Source organism: Paraprevotella xylaniphila YIT 11841, assembly GCF_000205165.1.
In the GTDB taxonomy this organism is placed as follows: domain Bacteria; phylum Bacteroidota; class Bacteroidia; order Bacteroidales; family Bacteroidaceae; genus Paraprevotella; species Paraprevotella xylaniphila.
In genome coordinates, this window is record NZ_GL883879.1 from 70,372 (window position 1) to 91,673 (window position 21,302).

Genomic DNA, 21,302 nt, shown 5'->3' on the forward strand with positions numbered 1-21,302 from the left:
AAGAAGAAATAAGATATGGCACTTTTTGAACAAATCAGTAAGGATATCGTAGTGGCCATGAAGGCCAAGGATAAAGTCGCGTTGGAGGCGTTGCGGAACATCAAGAAGTTTTTCTTGGAAGCCAAAACCGCTCCGGGAGCAAACGATGAGTTGACAGATGATGCGGCAATGAAAATTTTAGCTAAACTGGCCAAGCAGGGCAAGGACACTGCGGCTTTATACGTAGGGCAAGGACGTCAGGATCTGGCCGACGAAGAGTTGGCTCAGGTAGAAGTCATCAGCCGTTATCTGCCCAAGCAGCTCTCGGCAGAAGAACTGGAACAGGAAATCAAAGCCATTATTGCTGCCGTAGGCGCTACGAGTGCCAAGGATATGGGCAAAGTGATGGGCACAGCCACGAAACAGTTGGCAGGCAAAGCTGATGGTAAGGCTATCAGCTCCTTGGTAAGGCAATTATTAGCCTGACTGCTGAGGATAAACTCAACGAAAGCCGGATGTGACGATACGGGATAAAGGTAGAGTGCCATTCGGCTTTTGTTGATTATTGTCCGGTTCTGAAGGGCGGGATATTGAAACGGAAATGAGAGCGGAACGGGGATTTCAAACCTTATATGTCTAATATTTCTTAAAATATTCAGCCTTTATCTTGGATACTGATAGTTTCATTCTATTTTTGCAAAATAGAAGTTAATTTTAAACGTAATGTGGGCGCATAGTTGGAAAAAGGTTAGTTTGTGGGTGCTATTGATGTCCTTTAGTTCCGTAAGCACTTCGGCTGTAGACCGCGTGTCCATCCGGGCTAAGGCAGATTCGGTAGGGCATGACGTGTCTTTTTCCGAATATACCCATGTCTACAAGACGAAGAGAGTCTCTTCGACTTATCCAATTAAGATTAAGATGAAGGGAGGTTCGTTGTTGGTTACGAGCCGACATTCCCAGATGCTTCCGGTGTATAAGGGTAATGGCGTATTTTACGGGTTGTTCCGACTGAACAAAGGGACAAACTGGATTAGTGGATTGCCGAAGGGGACTTATATCATTAACAACTCTAAAGTGACGGTATCGTGAGACTTCTTTACGAATATGGAAGATTGAGTTAAAGATGGAGGTTTGCTGTTGCAATGGAGACAAAGGAAAGAATCATGCCGGATAAAGCTGTGACATTAATCGATCTTGATGACATCATACGGACGCGTGCCGGAAAGAAAGCCAGATATATTCCCGGTTTTCTGATTAACGGGCTCAAACGTCTCATTCATCAGGATTTTATTAATGAGTATCTGCGTCAAGGTTATGTGGGTGTTGACTTTTGTGAACACACATTGGCTTATTTGGATGTGAAAGTAAAGGTGGACGGTTTGGAGAACATTTCCGATTTGTCCCGGAAATATACTTTTGTGTCCAACCATCCGTTGGGTGCCATAGACGGTGTGACTTTGGGAATGGTGCTCGGGCGTCATTACGACGGGAAGATTAAGTATCTGGTGAATGACCTTCTGATGAACCTGAAAGGATTGGCTCCCCTGTGTATACCTATCAATAAGTTGGGGAAGCAGGCGCGTAATTTCCCTCAAATGGTAGAGAATGCTTTTCGTTCTGATGACCAAGTCATCATGTTCCCGGCTGGCATTTGTTCGCGGCGTATGAAAGACGGCAGCATAAGGGACTTGGCATGGAGCAAGACATTTATCGTGAAAAGTGTGGCTGCCCGGCGGGATGTGGTGCCGATACATTTCATAGGGCAGAATTCCGACCGCTTTTATTCCATCGCGGAATGGTGCAAACGGTTGCATCTCAAGTTTAACCTGGCCATGCTGTTTTTACCCGATGAAATGTACCGCAGCAGGCATGGCGAGTATCGGGTCGTAATCGGGAAACCGATACCATGGAGCACGTTCGACAAGTCCAAAAGCCCCCAACAGTGGGCACAGGAAGTGAAGGAAAAAGTGTATAAGTTATAAAGAGAAGAAAACAGATTGATGATATGGAAGAAATCATAGCTCCGGTGAGTAAAGAGCTGCTGAAGGCAGAACTGACTGCGGATAAGAGGTTGCGTTATACGAACAAAAGCCACAATGAGATATATGTGGTGACGTGGCAGGATTCACCGAATGTACTTCGCGAAATCGGCCGTTTGCGTGAAATCGCTTTCCGGGCTGCCGGTGGAGGTACGGGGATGTCGCTCGATTTGGATGACTTCGACATGATGGAAGAACCCTATAAGCAGTTGATCGTATGGGACCCTGATGTAGAAGCAATTTTGGGAGGATACCGCTATTTGATTGGGGCAGACGTGAAGCTGCGTGAGGATGGGCAGCCCATATTGGCTACTTCCCACATGTTCCACTTCTCGGAAAACTTCATGAAGAATTATATGCCCTATACGATAGAGCTCGGACGTTCGTTCGTGACGTTGGAATACCAGAGTACGCGACAGGGTTCAAAAGGCTTGTTCACTTTGGACAACTTGTGGGACGGCTTGGGGGCATTGACGGTTTTAGTGCCTGACGTGCGCTATTATTTCGGTAAGATGACCATGTATCCGTCTTATGACCGTTATGGGCGTGATATGATTCTGTATTTTCTGAAAAAGCATTTCGAGGATAAGGACAGGCTGATAGTGCCGATTCATCCCTTGCAGTTGGAAGCCGATACGGAGGAATTGGGTAAATTGTTCGTTTACGAGGATTTCAAGGAAGACTATAAGATACTGAATTCGGAAGTGCGCAAGTTGGGTTATAATATCCCACCTTTGGTGAACGCCTACATGGGGTTGTCGCCCACGATGAAGATGTTCGGCACGGCTATCAACGACGAGTTCGGCGACGTGGAGGAGACCGGCATCCTGATTGCCGTGGACGAGATTCGGGAGGAAAAGCGCAGGCGGCACATTGAAACCTTCTCCGGACGCGGATAACGGGGGAGGCGGCATGAGGCTTCTCGGTTATACGAAAGGCAGGCTCATGCCATTGATTTTACGGTATAAGTCCAAGGCATACACGTCCGTCATGCCGGAGATGTAATCCAATACGGCCATGATGCGGTCGTAGAGCCGTTCGGCTCCGATGTCGTACTGTTGTGACACGCGGTTGATGAGTAACTGCGAATACGCTTTCTCAGGGTGGCATACCGCTTCTGTCATGAGTTCCAACAGCGTGGTGATAACCTGAAAACCGGCCAGTTCGATATCCACGACATCCTTGCTCCGGTAAATCTTGGCGTATGCCATGCTTTCGCAAGCTTTGTAAGCCTTTCGCGGCGTTTCGGAAATGTGGTCGATGAGGCAACCTTCAAAGGTGCCGGCCAGGATTTCTTCTTCATTGTCCAAAAACACCTTCACGCATTCACTTTCCAAGCAACCGATGACACAGGAACGCAGGTAGACGATTTGTTCGTTGATGTCACTGACGTATTGCAGGTTTTTCCGGATACTTTTCTGGCGTTCTTCCTCAAAGAAGCCCAACAATAAGCTTTGGGTCTCGTCCGTACTGAGGATTTTCAGTTTATGCGCATCCTCGATGTCCATAATCTCATAACAAATGTCATCGGCCGCTTCTACCAAATATACGAAGGGATGGCGCACATATCGCAGGCTGCCTTCTGCGCTGGTCTGGCGAGGGATGCCCAGTTCTTCGGCTATCCGTTGGTAGACGGGGATTTCGCTTTGAAAGAACCCGAATTTGGCATGTCCGCCGGCCAGGTTGGACGAAAAGGGGTATTTGACGATGGAAGCCAAGGTGGTGTAAGTCATGACAAACCCTCCGTCGCGCCGGCCTTTGAAGTGGTGGGTCAGCAACCTGAATGCGTTGGCGTTTCCTTCGAAATGAATCAGGTCGTTCCATTCCCGTTCGTTGAGCCGGTCCCCGTTCGTGGGGTCGCAGTAGGTTCTCAGCCAGTTGCCTTTGCCTTCGCTGAAGAACGTCCCTATGGCTCTTTCGCCCGAATGTCCGAAGGGCGGATTTCCCAAGTCATGTGCCAGGCAGGCGGCCGACACGATGGCACCGGCTTCGGTCAGATGGCTTCCGTGCAGTTCCGGATGCTTCTGTAAGAGTGCCCGTGAGATGTCGTTGCCCAATGAACGTCCTACACTGGACACCTCCAGGCTGTGGGTCAGCCGGTTGTGGACGAACACACTTCCCGGGAGCGGAAACACTTGCGTTTTGTTCTGCAAACGTCTGAACGGTGCGGAGAATATAAGACGGTCATAATCGCGTTGGAATTCCGTGCGGTCGTCTTTCCGGACTTGGTGGTATTTTTCCAATCCCAACCGTTTGTTGGATATCAGTTGCTGCCAATTCATATTCATTCTTGTAGATTCTTCACAAAAGTAATTAAAAAGGTTGACATTCTCTCTTTTTCTCAAAAAATCAATGGCTGTGTTCCGGGAATTGGTTATTTTTGTACCTCAAAAACAATCATTTCTATATATAATGGAAGTACGTGTTATTAATAAATCGCATCATCCGCTACCTCAATATGCCACTTCGGACTCGGCAGGAATGGATCTTCGTGCCAATCTGGACAGCCCCATCGTGTTGAAACCTCTGGAGCGTTGCCTGGTGCCGACGGGACTCTATATCGCTTTGCCGCACGGGACGGAGGCACAAATCCGCCCGAGGAGCGGACTGGCCTTGAAAAAAGGAATAACCGTGTTGAACTCGCCGGGGACGATTGATGCGGACTACCGGGGGGAGATTTGTATCATTCTGGTCAATTTGTCATCCGAGCCGTTCGAGATACGGGACGGAGAGCGGATTGCGCAAATGGTTGTGGCAAGTTATGAGCAGGCCGGATGGAAGCCTGTGGAGAGTTTGGATGATACGGAAAGAGGTGCGGGTGGTTTCGGCCATTCGGGAGAAAAATAAAGTCAGTGAAGAAGGTTACAGTTTTGATATGCGGAGTTTGGGCCATGTTGTCAGTCTGTTTCACGTCTTGTGCGACGGGAGGGAAGACGCAAGGTATATCGGCCGAGGCACAACGCAGGTTTGATTATTATTATGCCGAGGCCGTGAAGAGCAAGTTGGCCGGGCGTTACGATGATTCTTTCGAGTTGTATAAACATTGTTTGGACATCAATCCCGATGCGGCCGAAGCGTTATACAATCTCGGATTGTATTATCTGGGGATGGATGACTCTGCCCGGTGCGCGTCGCATCTGTCCCGTGCGGTGGCTTTGGAACCGGATAATATATATTATAAGGAAGCCCTTGCGTCTTTTTATTTGCGCAACCGGAATGATGTGCAGGCCGTGCCTGTGCTCGAAGATATGGTGCGGTGCAATCCGACCCGTTCGGATGTATTGGCGCAGTTGGTTAATATGTACATGAACCGTGAGCAATACCGCGAGGCGATTAGTGCACTCGACCGCATAGAGACGCTTGAAGGCAAGAACCTGTCCATCAGCATGGAGAAGTTCCGGCTGTATCGTGAATTGAAAGAGGACGGTAAGGCCTTTGCCGAATTGGAAAGTCTGGCGCGCGAGAATCCTAACGATTTGGCTTATCGTGTATTAATCGGCGATCAATATCTGTTGCTGCAACAGCCGGACAAGGCTCTTGCCGTTTATGAGGAAGTCCGGAAGAAAGAGCCCGGGAACCAGGCTTTGCGCATGTCCATGCTCGATTATTATAAGCAGACGGGCCAAGATTCGCTTTATCAGACCCAGTTGGATGCAATCTTATATGGAAAAGAGACTGACGAACGGGCCAGGGTCATGCTCATGCGTAACTATATCGTAGACCAAGAGAATGCGCATGCCGACAGCACTTTGGTATTAGCCGTTTTCGACCGCATCTTCGATGCTGTCCCTGAGACGGTGGATATGCTGACGCTTTATGCCTCCTATCTGCAAATGAAACATATAAATGGCCAACTCGAACCGGCTTTGGAACGCATCCTGAAGCTTGAGCCGGACAATCAGGTGGCTTTGTACCAGTTGGTGCAACTGGCTGTCCATGCCAATGACTATCCGAAGGTGGCGGACATTTGTACGCGTGCCATCATGCATTACCCGGAACAATTACCCTATTATTTCTATTTGGGTTTTTCTTATTATCAGCTTGAACGTCAAGACAAGGCTTTGGATGTGTTCCGCAAAGGCGTGCGGCAGATCAAGCCGGATACGGACCACGGCATAGTGGCCGATATGTATTCCATCATGGGCGACTTGTACTACAGCAACGGACTGAAAGACTCGGCTTTCATCGCATACGACTCTTGTCTGGTGTACAACCCGGAGAATGTCGGTTGCCTGAATAATTACGCTTATTATCTCTCGTTGGAAAAAAAGGATTTGGACAAGGCAGAAGAAATGAGCCACCGCACGATTGTGGCGGAACCGGGAAACAAGACCTATATCGACACTTATGCCTGGATTCTTTTTATCAAGGGGAAGTATGCTGAGGCCAAGCTTTATATGGACCGTGTCCTTGTAGGGGACATCGGGAAAGACGAAGAAGTGTCCGGAGGAGTCTTGGAGCATGCCGGGGATATTTATGCACAATGCGGCGACATGGAGGGTGCCTTGAAGTATTGGAAGATGGCACAGGAAAAAGGGGGTGATGTTTCCCGGCTTTTGAAAAAGAAGATCCAAATGAAAAAGTATATTGAAGAATGAAGAGAATGAATTTCGTATGGGGTGTCCTGGTTGCCGTTTTTGTATTGTGTCTGTCGGCTTGCCGTTCCACTAAAAACATAACGCAGACGGAGCCGCATGATGATGGTGGTGCCGTGGAGTGGGTAGACAAGATGGCGTTGTCCGGTTTGAAGGAGGGGACTGTCACTTCGAAAATGAACCTTGACTTGAATTTGGGCGGGAAATCTTTGTCGGTGGGCGGAAGCTGTAACTTGAAACGGGATGAGGTGATCCAACTTTCGCTTGTGGCCATGGGCTTTATGGAAGTAGGACGTCTGGAATTTACGCCCCAATACATGATGATGGTCAACCGGATGGGAAGGGAATACGTAAAGGTGGATTACGCGGACGTGCCTTATTTGCAGCAGGCCGGTGTGGATTTCTATACGTTGCAGGCTTTGTTTTGGAACGATGTGTTTGTGCCGGGACAGGAAGGCCGTTGGCAAGAGCGGGACTTTACCATCTCGAAGAATCAGGAAAGTACGATTCTGACCTCGAATAGCGGTTCGTTGTTGCAATGCCAGTTCGTGGTCGACTTGCTGACCGGGTTGATTCGCAATACGTCCATTGCCGTTACAGGTCAAGGTTCCGTGCCCCGTCTGAACTGGACGTATCAGCATTTTGCGAGTGTGGAGCAAAAAAGTTTTCCCGACAAGATGCAATTATCCGTCACGGGAGCGGGGAAAGACCTGACGGCTGTCTTTTCGCTGAGCAATTTGAAATGGAATGCGAAAAGCATCGAGTTGACTCCGGAACCGGGCGGAAAATACAAGAGGGTCAGTCCCGACCTTATTTTAAAACAACTGATAAAATGAAATGTAGGTTGGTCATGTTTTTTACGGTATGGATGCTCGTGTCCGGCGGAGGAACGTTGGAGGCGCAGACCAATCGTAAGATAAAGGCACTGCAAACTCAGAAGAAAGAAATACAGAAGGGCTTGACCCGTTCCCGGAAAGAACTGAAAACGACGGAGAAAACCGTAGCCACCAAGCTGCGTGACATCAGCATGATAGCCAACCGGTTGGAGGCACGACAACGTTATATCGACACGATGGAGGTGCAGTTGAAAAAGGTCAGCGACCAGGTAAATGCACTGGAACGGAAGGTGGAGCGTACGGCAGCCGAATTGGAAACAAAGAAGGCCGATTATGCCAGAGCCTTGCGTTATGCACGGGCTTGCAAGTCGGTGGGGAGTCCTTTGCTTTTCGTGCTTTCCACCCGTTCTGTGACTCAGATGTACCGTCGTTCGCGTTATGCCCGGGAATATGCCAATTATCAGCGTACGTTGGCTGAGCAAATTGTACGTAAGCAGGACGATTTGTTGGCGCAGAAGAACGAATTATTGGGTGTGAAAGCCGAGAAAAACCGTTTGATTGCCGAATGCGAGCAGCAAAAGGCTTTGTTGCAAAAGCAGCATGACGAAGAGCAAAAGAACGTAGCCGGATTGCGGCAGAGGCAGAAGCACCTGAAAAAAGAGGTAGAACAACAGCAACAGCAGCTTTCCGCTTTGGACAAGAAGATAGACCAGATGATAGCCTACGAGGTGGAGCAGGCGCGCAAGAGAGCCGAGGCTGCCCGTAAGAAAGCCGAAGCCGAGGCACGCCGGAAAGCGGAGAAGCAGCGGAAGCAGGGCCGTAATCAAGCCGCTTCGGGAAAGAAAGAAGGGAAAAAATCTTCTTCCATCCCTCCGGAGTATAAATGGATTACGCCTCAGGAACAAGCCCTGAATGGCAATTTCGTCCGGAATAAAGGGAGGCTGCCGGTTCCCATTACGGGAAGTTACATGGTGGGTAGCCATTTCGGAACCTATAATGTGCCGGGCTTGAAGAACGTTCGTTTGGATAATAAGGGAACCAATTATGTAGGGCGTCCCGGAGCTATGGCACGTTCCATTTTCGATGGCGAAGTCTCGGCCGTCTTCCAGTTTGGAGATACCAAGAATGTATTGGTGCGCCATGGCAGTTATATTTCCGTCTACTGCAACTTGTCTTCCGTGCGGGTAAGCAAGGGACAGAAGGTCAAGGCGCGTGATATCTTAGGTACGGTGGAGGACGACGGTACGGGTAATTGCGTGCTGCACTTCCAACTGCGGAAAGAGACTCAGAAACTGAACCCCGAAGTCTGGATAGGGCGTTGAGAGACTTTCAGCCGGAGCCGCAAATCTTTCTTTATATCTGTAGGCCGTCCAACAGCTCGATGTATAAGGCTATGGCTTCCCGGATTTCCGTTACGGTGATGTATTCGTCCGCCGTGTGGGAACGTGAGGATTCGCCCGGCCCCATTTTCAAAGACGGGAAGTGCATCAGCGCCTGGTCGGAGAGCGTAGGCGATCCGAAAGGTGTGCGTCCCAAAACTTTGGCTTTGGCCACAATGGGATGGTTCTCGTCTATGCGCGAAGAATTCAGGCGGAAAGAGCGGGCTTTCACTTCACTGTCCGTATGGGCGCAGGCTGTCCGGTAGATTTCTTCGTTGGAGTAGTTCTCATTGCTGCGCACGTCTACGGTGAAAGCGCACTGGTCTGGCACGACGTTGTGTTGCGTGCCGGCATGGACGACCGTCACGCTCATTTTCACGTCTCCCAAGAGCGGTGAAGTCTTCGGGAACCGGTACGTCCTGAACCACTCCATGTCTTTCATGGCTTTGTAAATGGCGTTTTCCCCTTCGTTACGTGCCGCGTGTCCCGACTTGCCGTGGGCCGTGACATCCAATACCATCAGCCCTTTTTCGGCGATGGCCGGTTGCATGCCGGTGGGTTCGCCCACCAAGGCCAAGTCGATGTGCGGCAACAGGGGGAGCACGGATTCTATACCGTTCTTTCCCGAGACTTCTTCCTCGCACGAGGCTAAGAAGATGAGGTTGTAGGGTTGTTCTTTACCGGATAATGTGCAAAAAGCCTGCCACAAAGCGACCACGCTAGCTCCGTCGTCGTTCGTGCCTAATCCGTAAATACGTTCGCCTTCCCTTGTAGGGCGGAACGGGTCTCGCGTCCAACTTGCAGCCGGTTTCACGGTGTCGATATGTGCGTTCAACAAGAGGGTGGGGCGCCCGGTCCGGTAAAACGGCGAGATGCACCAAAGATTATGTCCTGTACGGCAAGGCGTTTTGCCCCGTTCTTTCATGAAATTTTCCAATAAGTCGGCCACTTCCTTTTCTTCCCTGCTTACGGAAGGAAGGCTTACCATCCGTTCGAGCAGGCCGATGGCTTCCTGTGTCAATGCTTCAATGTCCATAATTGTGTTTCTTTGAGGCAAAGTTAAGGTATTTTGGAGAAAAATTAAATATTTTGAGGTTTTCTTGTACATCGTTTCATTTAAAACCATAACTTTGTAGATATTAAAAAGTCAAGATTATGCTGAATACAAGTCTTTTCTCAGTGCTCGTCCATGAACAGGCCAAACGTTATGGCGACAGAACGGCCATGAGCTATCGCGATTATGAAAAGAATGTGTGGGTGCCGGTTTCCTGGAACCGGTTTTCGGAAGTCGTACGGAAAGTATCTGCATCCCTGTTGGCCTTGGGGGTGGATGTGCAGGAGAATCTGGCTGTTTTTTCGCAGAACATGCCCGAATGCTTGTACGTGGATTTCGGGGCTTACGGCGTGCGGGCCGTCACGATACCGTTTTACGCTACCAGTTCGGAGAGCCAGGTGGTTTACATGGTGAACGATGCCGGGGTTCGTTATGTGTTTGTCGGCGAACAGTACCAATATGACATTGCTTTCCGTAGCATGCCCCATTGTCCGACGCTCCAGAAACTGATTATTTTCGACTCTTCCGTGGTAAAGAATCCTCAGGACACGGTGTCGGTCTATTTTGAGGATTTCCTGCAAGCCGGTGCCGGACATGAAGAGAATGAGGAGTTGAAGCGGCGTGCGGCCGAACTTCGGATGGACGACTTGGCCAATATACTTTATACTTCGGGCACCACGGGGGCCAGCAAGGGGGTGATGCTGAGCCACCGGATGTATCACGATGCGATTATCGCCAACGACGCGGTCCTGACGCTTGGGGAAAAGGATGTCGTGTTGAACTTCCTTCCTTTCACCCATGTGTTTGAACGGGCATGGTCTTACCTTTGCCTGTCCGAAGGTGCGCAGTTGGCCGTCAATCTGCGGCCTGCCGACGTGTTGCAGTCGTTGCAGGAAGTGCATCCGACGTGCATGTGTGCCGTACCCCGTTTTTGGGAGAAAGTATATGCCGGCGTGCAGGAGAAGATAAGGCGGAGCAATCCCGTACAGCGTAAGTTGTTGCATGAAGCACTTCAGGTGGGCAAGGCATATAACGTGCATTATAAGATGCGCGGTCTGATTCCTCCCGTTTCACTGAGGCTGCGGTATACGTTTTTCGAGAAAACCGTAATCGCTCTTTTAAAACGGACCTTGGGTTTTGAGAACGCCAACTTTTTCCCTACTGCCGGGGCTGCCATTCCACCGGTTGTGGAAGAATTCGTCCATTCGGCCGGCATCAACATGGTGGCCGGTTACGGGTTGACGGAGTCCACGGCCACTGTCTCTTGCGACCGGAAGGGGCAAACCAAGACGATAGGGTCCGTGGGGCGTATTATCGGAGGATTGCAGCTGAAGTTCGGTGACGACAATGAGATACTGCTGCGCGGAACATCCATAACCAAAGGATATTACCGGAAGGATGAGGCGACCCGTGCGGCCATCGACGAGGACGGATGGTTCCATACCGGCGATGCCGGTTATCTCAAGAACGGTGAGTTGTTCCTCACCGACCGGATTAAAGACTTGTTCAAGACCTCTAACGGGAAGTACATTGCCCCGCAGATGATAGAGTCGAAACTGGTGGTGGACCGTTACATCGACCAGATAGTAGTGATTGCCGACCAACGTAAATTCGTATCGGCGCTTATCGTTCCCGAATACAACTTGTTGAAGGAGTTTGCCGAACGCCATCATATCCGGTATGCCGATACGGCGGATTTGTGCCGGAATGCCGACATCAACAAGATGTTGCTCTTCCGTATCAATACCTTGCAGCAAGAGTTTGCCCATTATGAACAGGTGAAGCGCATCACGTTGCTGCCAGAGCCGTTCAGCATGGAAAAAGGAGAGCTGACCAATACGTTGAAGGTGAAACGTCCGGTGGTGAACCGTAACTACGCGGCCGAGATAGAAGCCATGTACGTGGAGGATACGCCGCCGGAAGTTCCTTGTCCGCCACCGGTGACTCCTTCTGTCTGAGTGTAAAACTCTGCCATTATGGCAGAGTTTTGAGAACATTCACAGACTAAAAAAGGATAAGAAGTATCGTTCTGGAAAGAAATCTTGTATAAAAATACGGCTTTTCAGGACTGAAAATGCAAATATACGGTATATATGCAAATCATTGTGCTGAGAACAAAAAATCGTTTGGCTGAAAGCGATTTTTTGTTCTCAGCATGTTTTTCGCATGTTCTCAGTACGACGCAGAATAAGGGGGCTTAAAAGGGTATAAATACCTCTTGTTTTGGGGTATTTTTTCTTTATTAGCCTGTTTTTCGATTACAAAAATCCGAAACAGATAGTCGTGCAGAGGGACGAAATGGAATCATCCCGGTGGCGACATTGCCGCAGGTTGACGGAAATACGGTTTCTTTTGTCAAGCCGGATGGACGAACGACCGACGGTTTGATAAAAAGGCATGCTTTGAGATTCGTTTATAGACGGGTAAGGACGCGGATGCCCTCAAATAAGCGATTCTCGGACGATGAAAACTGACAAAATGGCAGATTTGGGGGGACTGCATACCTTTGTCTATGCTTGTCCTTTTTTATTTTTGGGTGGAATAGATAAGATTTTTGGTTTTTTATATCTATCTTTGTGATAAAGTTTTGAGTTTATGATAACCATTGAGCAACTGAAAGATATTAAGACGCGTACTGAGGCGCTTTACCGCTATCTGGATATTGAAAACAAGAAAATCCAAGTGGAGGAAGAGCAGCTCCGCACACAGGCTCCGGGGTTTTGGGACGATGCCAAGGCTGCGGAAGAACAGATGAAAAAAGTAAAGGGCTTGCAGAAGTGGATTGACGGTTATAAGGAGGTCAAGACGCTGTGCGATGAGTTGGAACTTGCTTTTGATTTCTACAAGGAAGAGATGGTTACCGAAGAAGAGGTGGACGGATTGTACAGTCGTACGGTGGATGCCCTTGAAGACCTTGAGCTGCGCAATATGTTGCGGCAGGAGGAAGACCCGATGGACGCGGTGCTGAAAATCAATTCCGGTGCCGGAGGTACGGAAAGTCAGGACTGGGCGTCGATGCTGATGCGCATGTACATGCGTTGGGCGGAATCCCATGGTTATAAATGTACCATTAGCAACTATCAGGACGGCGATGAGGCCGGTATCAAGACGGTGACCATGCAAATCGAGGGCGAGTTTGCCTACGGCTACCTGAAATCGGAGAATGGCGTGCATCGTTTGGTGCGTGTGTCGCCTTACAATGCGCAGGGCAAGCGCATGACTTCGTTTGCGTCGGTGTTCGTGACACCTTTGGTGGACGATTCCATAGAAGTGTATGTGGATCCTTCCCGTGTGTCATGGGACTTGTTCCGTTCCGGAGGTGCCGGCGGACAGAACGTCAACAAGGTGGAGACCGGCGTGCGCTTGCGCTACCAATATAAAGATCCCGATACGGGCGAGGAAGAAGAAATCCTCATCGAAAACACGGAAAGCCGCAAGCAGTTGGAGAACCGCGAGAATGCCATGCGCCTTTTGAAGTCGCAGCTCTACGACCGTGCCTTGCAGAAACGTAAGGCCAAACAGGCTGAAATCGAGGCCGGAAAGAAGAAAATCGAGTGGGGGAGCCAGATACGCAGTTACGTGTTCGACGACCGTCGTGTGAAAGACCACCGTACGAATTACCAGACATCGGACGTGAACGGGGTGATGGATGGGAAATTGGATGGCTTCATCAAGTCCTATCTGATGGAGTTTGCCGGAGGAGAATGAGTTTTACCTTTAAAACGATACGACTATGAGTGTGAAAAAACAAATGAGACGTGCCGCTCGTGCCGCCCGTGAAGAGAAGAAGCAGAAACGCGCAATGGGAGCTTTGATCGGTGCCTTGGCGGTGCTGATTGTCTTGGGTATCATTGCTTTCGCCATCATGGGAAATGAGTTTTGAAATAGAACGTAAGTTTCTGGTCACGGGTGACTTCAAGTCGCAGGCATACAGTAGCAGCCGTATCCGGCAGGGCTATATTTCTACGGTGGGGAAGGCTACGGTGCGTGTCCGTATTCGCGACGACAAGGGGTATCTCACGATAAAAGGCCGTTCGAATGAAGCGGGCATCTCGCGTTATGAATTCGAGACGGAAGTACCCTTGCAGGACGCGGAAGACCTGATGAGGTTGTGCGAACCGGGTGTAATCGACAAGACGCGTTACCTTGTGCGGTCGGGGCGGCACGTGTTCGAGGTCGATGAGTTCTATGGCGACAACGAAGGGCTGATTATGGCCGAGGTGGAACTTTCCGACGAACAAGAAGCTTTTGAAAAGCCCGGTTTCATTGGACGGGAAGTCACAGGCGATCGCCGTTACTACAATTCCCACCTTCGTACTTATCCGTATAAACTTTGGCGGGAAGGATAGGGGTGCGAAGGCGTAGCGTGCGGCGAGCTATGCTTTCTTGCGCATTTTCCGGGTGAGCATGCCGCTGAGGACAATGCCGGCCAATGCTCCTATGGCATTGGCGGCCAAGTCGAGCCAGTCGCCGCTCCGGTCGGTGGTGCAGTAGGCTTGTGCCAATTCGATGAGTCCGCTCATGGCTACCGGTCCTATATAGAGGGCAAGGGCACATGGCATGGAGGGGGAAGCCTTCCGCACACGCCAGTCTTCCATCCATAAGACAAATGCCAACGAACCATACATCAACAAGTGCGCCCACTTGTCAATAAAGCGTACGTTGGCCAGTTCGGTCTTGGGTGGGGTAAACAGCGAGAGATACCAGATTACGAGAATGAGGATAACGCTAATCGGATGTCTTCTTATCCATTTTGTTAGTTCGTGCGTCATATAAATAACAATTTATCTGCAAAAATAATTCTTTTTTCGTACTTTTGTCGGCATTACAGGTCTAATTTTTAAGAACGGGCTTATGTCGGCAAATGAAAGAGTGAATTTTGGAAGTAAGATCGGGATCATATTGGCTTCGGCCGGGTCGGCTGTCGGGTTGGGGAACATCTGGCGTTTTCCTTGCGAAGTGGGCGAGAACGGCGGGGCTGCCTTTATTTTGGTTTATATCCTGTGTGTGATGTTTCTGGGCATACCGGTGATGGTTTCCGAGTTTCTTATCGGTCGCCGTTCACGGGCCAATACGGGAGGGGCATACGAAGTGTTGGCACCGGGCACACATTGGAAATGGGTCGGTATGATGGGGGTCGTGGCAGCTTTTCTTATCTTGGGATATTATGGCGTAGTGGCCGGATGGACATTGGAGTATATGGTGACATCGGCTACGGGGCGGCTTTCCGGGAGCAAGGACTATACGCTTTTCTTCAATGACTTTGTCGGCAGTCCTTGGAAACCTGTACTCTATATGGCGGCTTTTATCCTGTTGACACATGTCGTCATCGTCCGGGGGGTGAAAGACGGCATAGAGAAGTTCTCCAAAGTCATGATGCCGTTGCTGCTGTTGATTATTTGTGTCTTGGTGGTTTGTTCTTTCTCCATGCCCGGTTCGTCCGAGGGGTTGGCTTTCCTGTTGCGTCCCGATTTCAGTAAGGTAGACGGCAAGGTGGTGCTCGATGCCATGGGGCAGGCTTTCTTTTCCATGAGTGTCGGCATGGGATGTCTTTGTACGTATGCTTCCTATTTTACGCGTGATGCCAATCTGGTAAAGACAGCCGGAAGCGTGGCGTTGATAGACACGTTTGTGGCCGTGTTGGCCGGTTTCATCATTTTTCCGGCAGTCTATTCTGTTCCGGGGCTGTCGCCCGATGCCGGTCCGGGATTGGTGTTTGTCACTTTGCCCAATGTGTTCCAGTTGGCTTTCAAGAGTGTACCGTGGGTGGGCTATATCTTTTCGCTCATGTTTTACGTATTGTTGGTGTTGGCAGCGCTGACTTCCACCATTTCTTTGCATGAAGTGGCTACAGCCTATCTGCACGAGCGTTTTAAACTTTCCCGTAAGAAAGCTGCCACCGTGGTGACCTTGGTTTGTATGACGTTGGGGGTATTTTGCGCTTTGTCTTTCGGGCTGTTGAACGGAATCCGTTTGGGAGGAATGACTATTTTTGATCTTTTCGATTTTGTCACAGCCAAGCTGATGCTGCCTTTGGGCGGGATGTTCATTTCTATCTTTACCGGTTGGTATCTTGACCGTAGGATCGTGCGGGAGGAAGTGACGGATTGGGGGAAGCTCCGGATACCGTTTTTCGGCTTCTATATCTTTCTGTTGAAATTTGTGGCCCCAGTGGCCATTGCTTCCATTTTTGTAAACGAATTGTTCAAATGACCGGAAAATGAGGCGGACGTGGCGTAATCTCTTCTATTTTTCGAAAGCGGACAGAAGGGCGGTCTTGCTGTTGGCGGGCGTATTGATGGGGATTGTGTTATCCACTTCTTTTTTCTTGTGGTTCGACCGTCGGACACCGGCGAAAGAAGGCAGCGGAGACTCGTTGGTTTATGAACGCTTTTTTGCCGGATTGAAACCGGATACCGTGGTAGTCGTACGTAGCGGGCCAACCTATGGACAACCTGTTAAGGCGAAACCGGCTACATTCTTTTTCGACCCCAATACGGCCGATTCCACCGCTTTGCTCCGTTTGGGCTTGTCGCCATGGCAAGTGCGCAATATTTATAAATACCGGGCACGTGGCGGACGTTACCACCGTCCGGAAGATTTTTCCAAACTTTACGGACTGACAAAAGGAGACTACGAAAGGCTGTTGCCTTATATCCGTATCGCTGATAAGTATAAGTTGATGTCGGACTTGTACCCTCACGGTCTGCCGGGAACAGACACCGTGGAACTCCCTCCACGGCAAGAGAAATTCCCGGAAGGCATACGGGTGGAACTGAACACGGCCGATACGGCTACATTGAAGAAGATTCCCGGTATCGGCTCTTATTATGCGAGGCGGATTGTGGACTATCGCAACCGTTTGGGCGGTTTTGTGTCTGTGGCTCAACTGAAGGAGATGGGGGAGTTGCCTGAAAACATCGGAAGATGGTTTACGGTATCTCCGGCCGTACATCGTCCGTTGCTGGTCAACCGGATGTCGGTAGAAGTCTTGCGCCGTCATCCCTATTTGAATTTCTATCAGAGCCGGGTGATAGTGGAGCATCGCCGTAAATACGGGCCGATAAAAAAGCTGCAAGCGTTGTCGTTGTACGAGGAGTTTTCCCCTTCCGATTTGGAACGCCTGCAGCCTTATGTGAGTTTTGAGGAATGATTCGTCCGCTATGATTTTTCTTTCATGAGTCGTATGGCCTCTACGGGGTGGTCGGTCGTGACAAAATCTACTCCCAGGTCGCGCATTCTTTTCAGGTCTTCTTCTTTGTTCGTCGTCCAGGCATTTACTTTCAGACCGCAACGATGCGCTTCTTCTACCCATTCGGGATGTTGGTCGAACACCTTGAAATTATAGTCTATGCCGGTGAAACCTTTGGCCTTGGCTTCCTGGGGCGAGAGGTCTCCGTTGATGTAGAATATCTCGGAGGCTCCGTTGGTGGCTTTGACTAACTGTTCGCATACGTTCAGGCTGAAAGAGATGTATTCCGTTTGTTTTTCCATTCCCATGTCTTTTACCATTTTTACGATGGTTTTCACGGCTTGGTCTTCATGTTCTTTGTTTTTGTTCTTCTTGATTTCAAGAATAAGCTGCAGGTCTTTCAGCTTGCGTCCTTCCTCTAAATAAGCTTGCAAAGTGGGTAACGTCTCCCCGTTTTTGAGTTTGCTCTCTTTGATTTGCTCGTAAGTAGCCCGGGATATGGCTGTCGAACCGATGGTATTGTCATGATTGACAACCACGATGCCGTCGGCAGTCATTTGTACGTCGAATTCACTCCCGTAGACTTTCGCTTCGGCCGCTTTTCTTAAAGAGGCCAATGAGTTTTGTGCCGAACCTTCGGCTTTCCAATAACCTCGATGGGCGATGACTTGAGTCTGTGCCTGGATGCTTAGTGCGGCGAGGCAAAGACAGGCTGTAGCAATGGTTTTTTGATAGATGTTCATTTTTATCAGGCTTATAGTTCGATTTGTTGTGTGTAGTTTTCATGAAAACGGTTAGTCGCTTTGACCGTGATGGTTCGGGCCGACGTGGAAGGTTGGGCACGGAAAAGATGGCGGGTGTGGTAGCCTTCTGCTTTTCCGTTTTTCATTGTGATGAAGTCCTGGTCTTCATCTTCGAATGGCTGCATCGGGCCTTTCGGTTTTCCGTCTTCGAACCATTCTACTTTCCAGTCCGGATCCCAGTCCCAGATGTTGGCCACGACTTGTTTCGGTTGGCTCTTGAATTCTCCCGGCTTATAGGTGCGGAATTGGTAGTCAGAGGGTTTCCCGGTAGCTTTGTAGTGCCATTTCACGTTTTTGTCGTCTACCTCTACTATAAGGTATCCATTGGGAGCCCCGCAACGGTTCACGTGTCCGGCCCACCACGCTCCGCAGGCGGCTCCTATGTTGTGCTCGTAGATGTTAGCCGCAGGTTGTGCGTTTTCGTAGAAGTGGGTATGGCCGGCAAATATATGTACCTGGTAATCTTTGAGAATGTCCAACAACTCTGATGTATTACTTGTGTTTCCACTGCCCTCTGCCGTTGTATTGGAAGTAGGTGCGTGCAGGTTGAGGAACACGAGGCTGCCTTTGGGCACGTAGCTCAAATCCTTTTTCAACCATGCCAGTTGGGCCGGAGTAAAAGCTTCTTTGTATTTCTTTCCGCCTTGGTAGTCTATGTCTTTCATGGTTACGACATGTACCTGGCCGATGTTGAAAGAGTAATCGGTAGGGCCGAATGCTTTGTGGTAATCGGCTTCTCCATAACCCGATTCCGGAACTGCCGTGCGTTCCATATCGGCATACTTAAGGTTGAAATCATGATTTCCGATGGCTTGGAACATCGTCAGTCCCAAGTGGGAAACACATTCTTTATATGGTTCTACCAGGTTCATGGCATCCCAGACCAAATCTCCCACGGCCATGCCTACCACTTCTTGTCCTTTGAAAGAATCCACAGTGCATTTCAGGTCGGGAACGGTTTCTTTCCGGAAACGGTCGAGATGGGCGTCGGTTTTCACTTGAGGGTCGGAAATGGCAATGTACACAAACCGGCGGGTAGGGGTTTCCCGTGGTTCAAGCGTGAAATTACAGGTGTTTTCTTGCGAATCCGCTTTTTGGAATTGGTAGAACCTGTCAGCAATTCCGTCGGTTGCCGGTAACTTGTAGGCAGATGGGGTTGAGATGTAAACCAACGGTTGGCGTTCTGCATCGCTTTCCATGCGGTAATGTCCCGTGCCATCGGTCGTAGTGAAATTACGTCCGTCTGTCACGACTACTTGGGCTACGGGTTTTCCTTGGGTGTCGGTGATACGGCCTTTGACGATTCCCGGGGCTGCCGAGGTCTGGGCAGCCATCAGTCCGCATAAAACAAACGGGAATAGGATATGTTTATAGTTACGTTTCATAGCTTTTTAATGTTTTCTGAGTTTTACTTTATCGAATAGGGCGATGATTGCTTCCGGTCGGTCGGCCGAGCGCAAAGCTTGCTCTAAGGTTTGGGTGTCTTGTTCGAAGCAGATTACGTTGGCGCAGTCCAGGATATGGGCCATGTTGGTGATGGCGGCATCGCGGCTAATCTGATTTTTGTTGACGGCTTTCTTATAATATTTATTCACCTTGTTGACGGCTTTGTATACCGCCGGTTTGACTATTTCTACCGATGTGTCGGAGAAACCGACGGACATGTCGTATTCATGAGTATAGTTATGGACGAAAGTGTCCCACTTTTTAGCGATACCCTCTCCGAGGAAGTGGTCGGATTCGAAAACTACTTTTGCTACGGGAATGTCGCCATATATGTCGAATACAAACTCCGTGCCTGACGCTTCTTTACTCTCGGTGTTTCTTTTTTCCGGATGGGACGTGGAGACGGTTGTTTCCGTATGGTTCTCCGGACGGGCTTCTACGGGGACTGTTCCTGCGCAGCAGCAAACAGCCATTGCTACAATAATTTTTTTCATGTTCTTCTATGTTTTGCTTTACTTCTGCCAAATCAATTTGATGGAAAACTCATCGCCGCCCATGTTTTTTTTGGCTTCCTGGTAGTTTGCCATATTGGTACGTTGCACGGCGGCCGGATATTTAAACCTTCGAGGCATTTGGTTGTGGCTGATTTGTATGCCTTCTCCTACGGGAAGAACCGGATACCCCGTGCGGTTGTATTCGAACCATTGTTGATAGTCGCAGAAATACAAGGCCACGAACTTTTGATTCATGATACGCTCCAAGGAACCGTCGTATCGGGCTTGGGGATTATCGAAATAATCGGCGGGGAGTGTGGCGTTCCACTGTTCCACAGAAGCCTGTACACCTTTCTTGTAAGCGGTTTCAGCTTCTGTGGCACCTCCGGGGAGGATTCCTTTTTGGAACAATTCTGCCTTGATGAATTCCACTTCTGCGTACGACATCAAGGTAAGCTCCATAGGAGCCTTTGCCATGCTTTGGTTGGGGAGGGAAGCTGTTATGGCCGGTAGAGTCAGATAACCACTGGGAAGTCCCACGTAGGCTTTGGTACCGTCTTCCTGTTCCACTTGGGTGGCAAATACCGGCAGGCGCGGGTCATTCCAAAAGTTGAGCAGGTCGATGAAGAATTCAGATAAGTTGACGTATGAAGTGAAATCTTGAGGGCGTGCCATGGGTGCCTCTTCAGGGAATACCCCCGAGATGCCCAACATGGCAGCATCGTCATTAGATTCGAATACGGGATACGTAGCCGGATTATTGTACATTTCTTGTAATTCGGCTTGTGCGTTAAAACCTTCTGCATCCAAGAGCCGGGTCAAGGTACGCATGCGGAGCGAATTACAGAATTTCTGCCATTTCTTGATGCCTTCTCCGTCGGTAGTGCTGTAAAGCATGTCTCCGGAAGTGTTGTACACGAGTCCGCTTTCTGTGTCGAACAAACTGTTGGCCGTTTTCAGATTGTCGAGGATTTGCCGGTAGGCTTGTTCTTGCCGGTCGAACCGGGGAGCAAGAATACCTTGGTCGGCCGAACAGGCTTCCGACATGGGAATGTCACCGAAAGCATCGGCCAATATGCCGTACATCCAGCTTTGCAAGGTGAGGGATACAGCCTCGTAGTTCGGTTCTGGGGAAGCCAGTTGGGCATTGAGCCGTTGGATTTCTTTGGCATTGTTGATCCATTTGTAGTAGGTGTTCCATGTTCCGTCGCCCCGGGAGTCTGTCATGTTCCACCATCCGACCCCGCTTGTGCCGTTATTGCTTACGAGGCATTGCATCAAAGGAAATGTGTAGTCGTAATAGCGGTTCCAGTTATAAGTGCCCATGTCGTAAAGAATCGGGTCGAGCAGAGTGCCGGGATTCACCTTTTCCATACGTGTGGGGTCTGTATTCAGTTCATCGAAGTCGGTACATGACGAGCAGGCAAAGCCGCTTAATACCATTCCGAGTGTGATATTTCTTAAAAGATTCGTTCTTTTCATTGT

21 protein-coding genes are annotated in these 21,302 nt (G+C 49.6%); 14 read left to right on the forward strand and 7 right to left on the reverse strand.

Translation table 11 applies throughout. The annotated features are described in order from the left end of the window. The first annotated feature begins 15 nt into the window (after positions 1 to 15). From HMPREF9442_RS12100 to glsB, 4 genes are all read left to right on the forward strand, one after another. Complete coding sequence (locus HMPREF9442_RS12100; RefSeq protein WP_008629005.1) at positions 16 to 465, forward strand: GatB/YqeY domain-containing protein; 450 nt, start codon at positions 16 to 18, stop codon at positions 463 to 465. 237 nt (positions 466 to 702) lie between these two features. After that, entirely contained in the window at positions 703 to 1,068 is a 366-nt protein-coding gene (locus HMPREF9442_RS12105; protein WP_008629006.1) for a hypothetical protein, read from the forward strand. Between the two features lie 74 nt (positions 1,069 to 1,142). Further along, positions 1,143 to 1,961: a lyso-glycine lipid O-acyltransferase GlsA gene (gene glsA, locus HMPREF9442_RS12110; protein ID WP_172634407.1), complete on the forward strand. Its 819-nt coding sequence runs from the start codon at positions 1,143 to 1,145 to the stop codon at positions 1,959 to 1,961. A gap of 23 nt (positions 1,962 to 1,984) precedes the next feature. Continuing rightward, positions 1,985 to 2,917 carry a glycine N(alpha)-acyltransferase GlsB gene (glsB, locus tag HMPREF9442_RS12115; protein WP_008629008.1) on the forward strand — a complete coding sequence of 311 codons (933 nt, stop codon included), beginning with the start codon at positions 1,985 to 1,987 and terminating at the stop codon, positions 2,915 to 2,917. A gap of 27 nt (positions 2,918 to 2,944) precedes the next feature. On the opposite strand, the gene dgt is transcribed toward glsB, so the two are convergent. After that, complete coding sequence (gene dgt, locus HMPREF9442_RS12120) at positions 2,945 to 4,300, reverse strand: dGTP triphosphohydrolase (protein ID WP_172604773.1); 1,356 nt, start codon at positions 4,298 to 4,300, stop codon at positions 2,945 to 2,947. Between the two features lie 130 nt (positions 4,301 to 4,430). Between dgt and dut the strand changes: the two genes are divergently transcribed. The 4 genes from dut to HMPREF9442_RS12140 are packed head-to-tail and all read left to right on the forward strand — an operon-like array spanning position 4,431 to position 8,771. Beyond that, positions 4,431 to 4,865, forward strand: coding sequence for a dUTP diphosphatase (gene dut, locus HMPREF9442_RS12125; RefSeq protein ID WP_040603091.1), 435 nt, complete (start codon positions 4,431 to 4,433; stop codon positions 4,863 to 4,865). A 5-nt stretch (positions 4,866 to 4,870) separates the two neighbouring features. Next, on the forward strand, positions 4,871 to 6,616 hold the full coding sequence (locus tag HMPREF9442_RS12130; RefSeq protein ID WP_253271112.1) for a tetratricopeptide repeat protein: 1,746 nt from the start codon (positions 4,871 to 4,873) through the stop codon (positions 6,614 to 6,616). Further along, the gene (gene lolB1, locus HMPREF9442_RS12135) at positions 6,613 to 7,449 is read left to right on the forward strand and encodes a lipoprotein insertase outer membrane protein LolB1 (RefSeq protein ID WP_008629016.1); all 837 of its coding nucleotides are present in this window, start codon (positions 6,613 to 6,615) and stop codon (positions 7,447 to 7,449) included. Before HMPREF9442_RS12130 ends, lolB1 begins: the two co-directional genes overlap by 4 nt. Further along, a complete protein-coding gene (locus tag HMPREF9442_RS12140; RefSeq protein ID WP_008629017.1) occupies positions 7,446 to 8,771 on the forward strand; it encodes a murein hydrolase activator EnvC family protein in 1,326 nt (441 codons plus the stop codon). Before lolB1 ends, HMPREF9442_RS12140 begins: the two co-directional genes overlap by 4 nt. Before the next feature lie 31 nt (positions 8,772 to 8,802). On the opposite strand, the gene HMPREF9442_RS12145 is transcribed toward HMPREF9442_RS12140, so the two are convergent. Beyond that, positions 8,803 to 9,864 carry a M20 family metallo-hydrolase gene (locus HMPREF9442_RS12145; protein WP_172634408.1) on the reverse strand — a complete coding sequence of 354 codons (1,062 nt, stop codon included), beginning with the start codon at positions 9,862 to 9,864 and terminating at the stop codon, positions 8,803 to 8,805. Between the two features lie 119 nt (positions 9,865 to 9,983). Here HMPREF9442_RS12145 and HMPREF9442_RS12150 point away from each other — a divergent pair, with 119 nt between their 5' ends. From HMPREF9442_RS12150 to HMPREF9442_RS12160, 4 genes are all read left to right on the forward strand, one after another. Next, positions 9,984 to 11,840: an AMP-dependent synthetase/ligase gene (locus HMPREF9442_RS12150; protein ID WP_008629022.1), complete on the forward strand. Its 1,857-nt coding sequence runs from the start codon at positions 9,984 to 9,986 to the stop codon at positions 11,838 to 11,840. A gap of 637 nt (positions 11,841 to 12,477) precedes the next feature. After that, the gene (gene prfB / locus HMPREF9442_RS12155; protein WP_008629026.1) at positions 12,478 to 13,590 is read left to right on the forward strand and encodes a peptide chain release factor 2; all 1,113 of its coding nucleotides are present in this window, start codon (positions 12,478 to 12,480) and stop codon (positions 13,588 to 13,590) included. Positions 13,591 to 13,615: 25 nt separating this feature from the next. Beyond that, positions 13,616 to 13,765, forward strand: coding sequence for a hypothetical protein (locus tag HMPREF9442_RS16475; protein ID WP_008616959.1), 150 nt, complete (start codon positions 13,616 to 13,618; stop codon positions 13,763 to 13,765). Further along, positions 13,755 to 14,231 carry a CYTH domain-containing protein gene (locus tag HMPREF9442_RS12160; protein ID WP_008629027.1) on the forward strand — a complete coding sequence of 159 codons (477 nt, stop codon included), beginning with the start codon at positions 13,755 to 13,757 and terminating at the stop codon, positions 14,229 to 14,231. Before HMPREF9442_RS16475 ends, HMPREF9442_RS12160 begins: the two co-directional genes overlap by 11 nt. A 27-nt stretch (positions 14,232 to 14,258) precedes the next feature. On the opposite strand, the gene HMPREF9442_RS12165 is transcribed toward HMPREF9442_RS12160, so the two are convergent. Continuing rightward, on the reverse strand, positions 14,259 to 14,654 hold the full coding sequence (locus HMPREF9442_RS12165; protein WP_008629028.1) for a VanZ family protein: 396 nt from the start codon (positions 14,652 to 14,654) through the stop codon (positions 14,259 to 14,261). 82 nt (positions 14,655 to 14,736) lie between these two features. Here HMPREF9442_RS12165 and HMPREF9442_RS12170 point away from each other — a divergent pair, with 82 nt between their 5' ends. Both HMPREF9442_RS12170 and HMPREF9442_RS12175 read left to right on the forward strand, forming a co-directional pair. Further along, positions 14,737 to 16,095, forward strand: coding sequence for a sodium-dependent transporter (locus HMPREF9442_RS12170; RefSeq protein WP_008629029.1), 1,359 nt, complete (start codon positions 14,737 to 14,739; stop codon positions 16,093 to 16,095). A 7-nt stretch (positions 16,096 to 16,102) separates the two neighbouring features. Beyond that, positions 16,103 to 17,035 carry a ComEA family DNA-binding protein gene (locus HMPREF9442_RS12175; RefSeq protein WP_008629030.1) on the forward strand — a complete coding sequence of 311 codons (933 nt, stop codon included), beginning with the start codon at positions 16,103 to 16,105 and terminating at the stop codon, positions 17,033 to 17,035. Between the two features lie 8 nt (positions 17,036 to 17,043). Here the strand turns inward: HMPREF9442_RS12175 and HMPREF9442_RS12180 are convergent, their stop codons facing one another. From HMPREF9442_RS12180 to HMPREF9442_RS12195, 4 genes are read right to left on the reverse strand one after another with little or no spacing between them, the layout of a single operon-like run. Further along, on the reverse strand, positions 17,044 to 17,817 hold the full coding sequence (locus HMPREF9442_RS12180; protein ID WP_008629031.1) for a glycerophosphodiester phosphodiesterase: 774 nt from the start codon (positions 17,815 to 17,817) through the stop codon (positions 17,044 to 17,046). An 11-nt stretch (positions 17,818 to 17,828) separates the two neighbouring features. Further along, entirely contained in the window at positions 17,829 to 19,262 is a 1,434-nt protein-coding gene (locus HMPREF9442_RS12185) for a calcineurin-like phosphoesterase C-terminal domain-containing protein (RefSeq protein ID WP_008629032.1), read from the reverse strand. A gap of 6 nt (positions 19,263 to 19,268) precedes the next feature. Beyond that, positions 19,269 to 19,817 carry a hypothetical protein gene (locus tag HMPREF9442_RS12190; RefSeq protein ID WP_008629034.1) on the reverse strand — a complete coding sequence of 183 codons (549 nt, stop codon included), beginning with the start codon at positions 19,815 to 19,817 and terminating at the stop codon, positions 19,269 to 19,271. 18 nt (positions 19,818 to 19,835) lie between these two features. Continuing rightward, positions 19,836 to 21,299: a SusD/RagB family nutrient-binding outer membrane lipoprotein gene (locus HMPREF9442_RS12195; protein ID WP_087944119.1), complete on the reverse strand. Its 1,464-nt coding sequence runs from the start codon at positions 21,297 to 21,299 to the stop codon at positions 19,836 to 19,838. Positions 21,300 to 21,302: the final 3 nt, after the last annotated feature.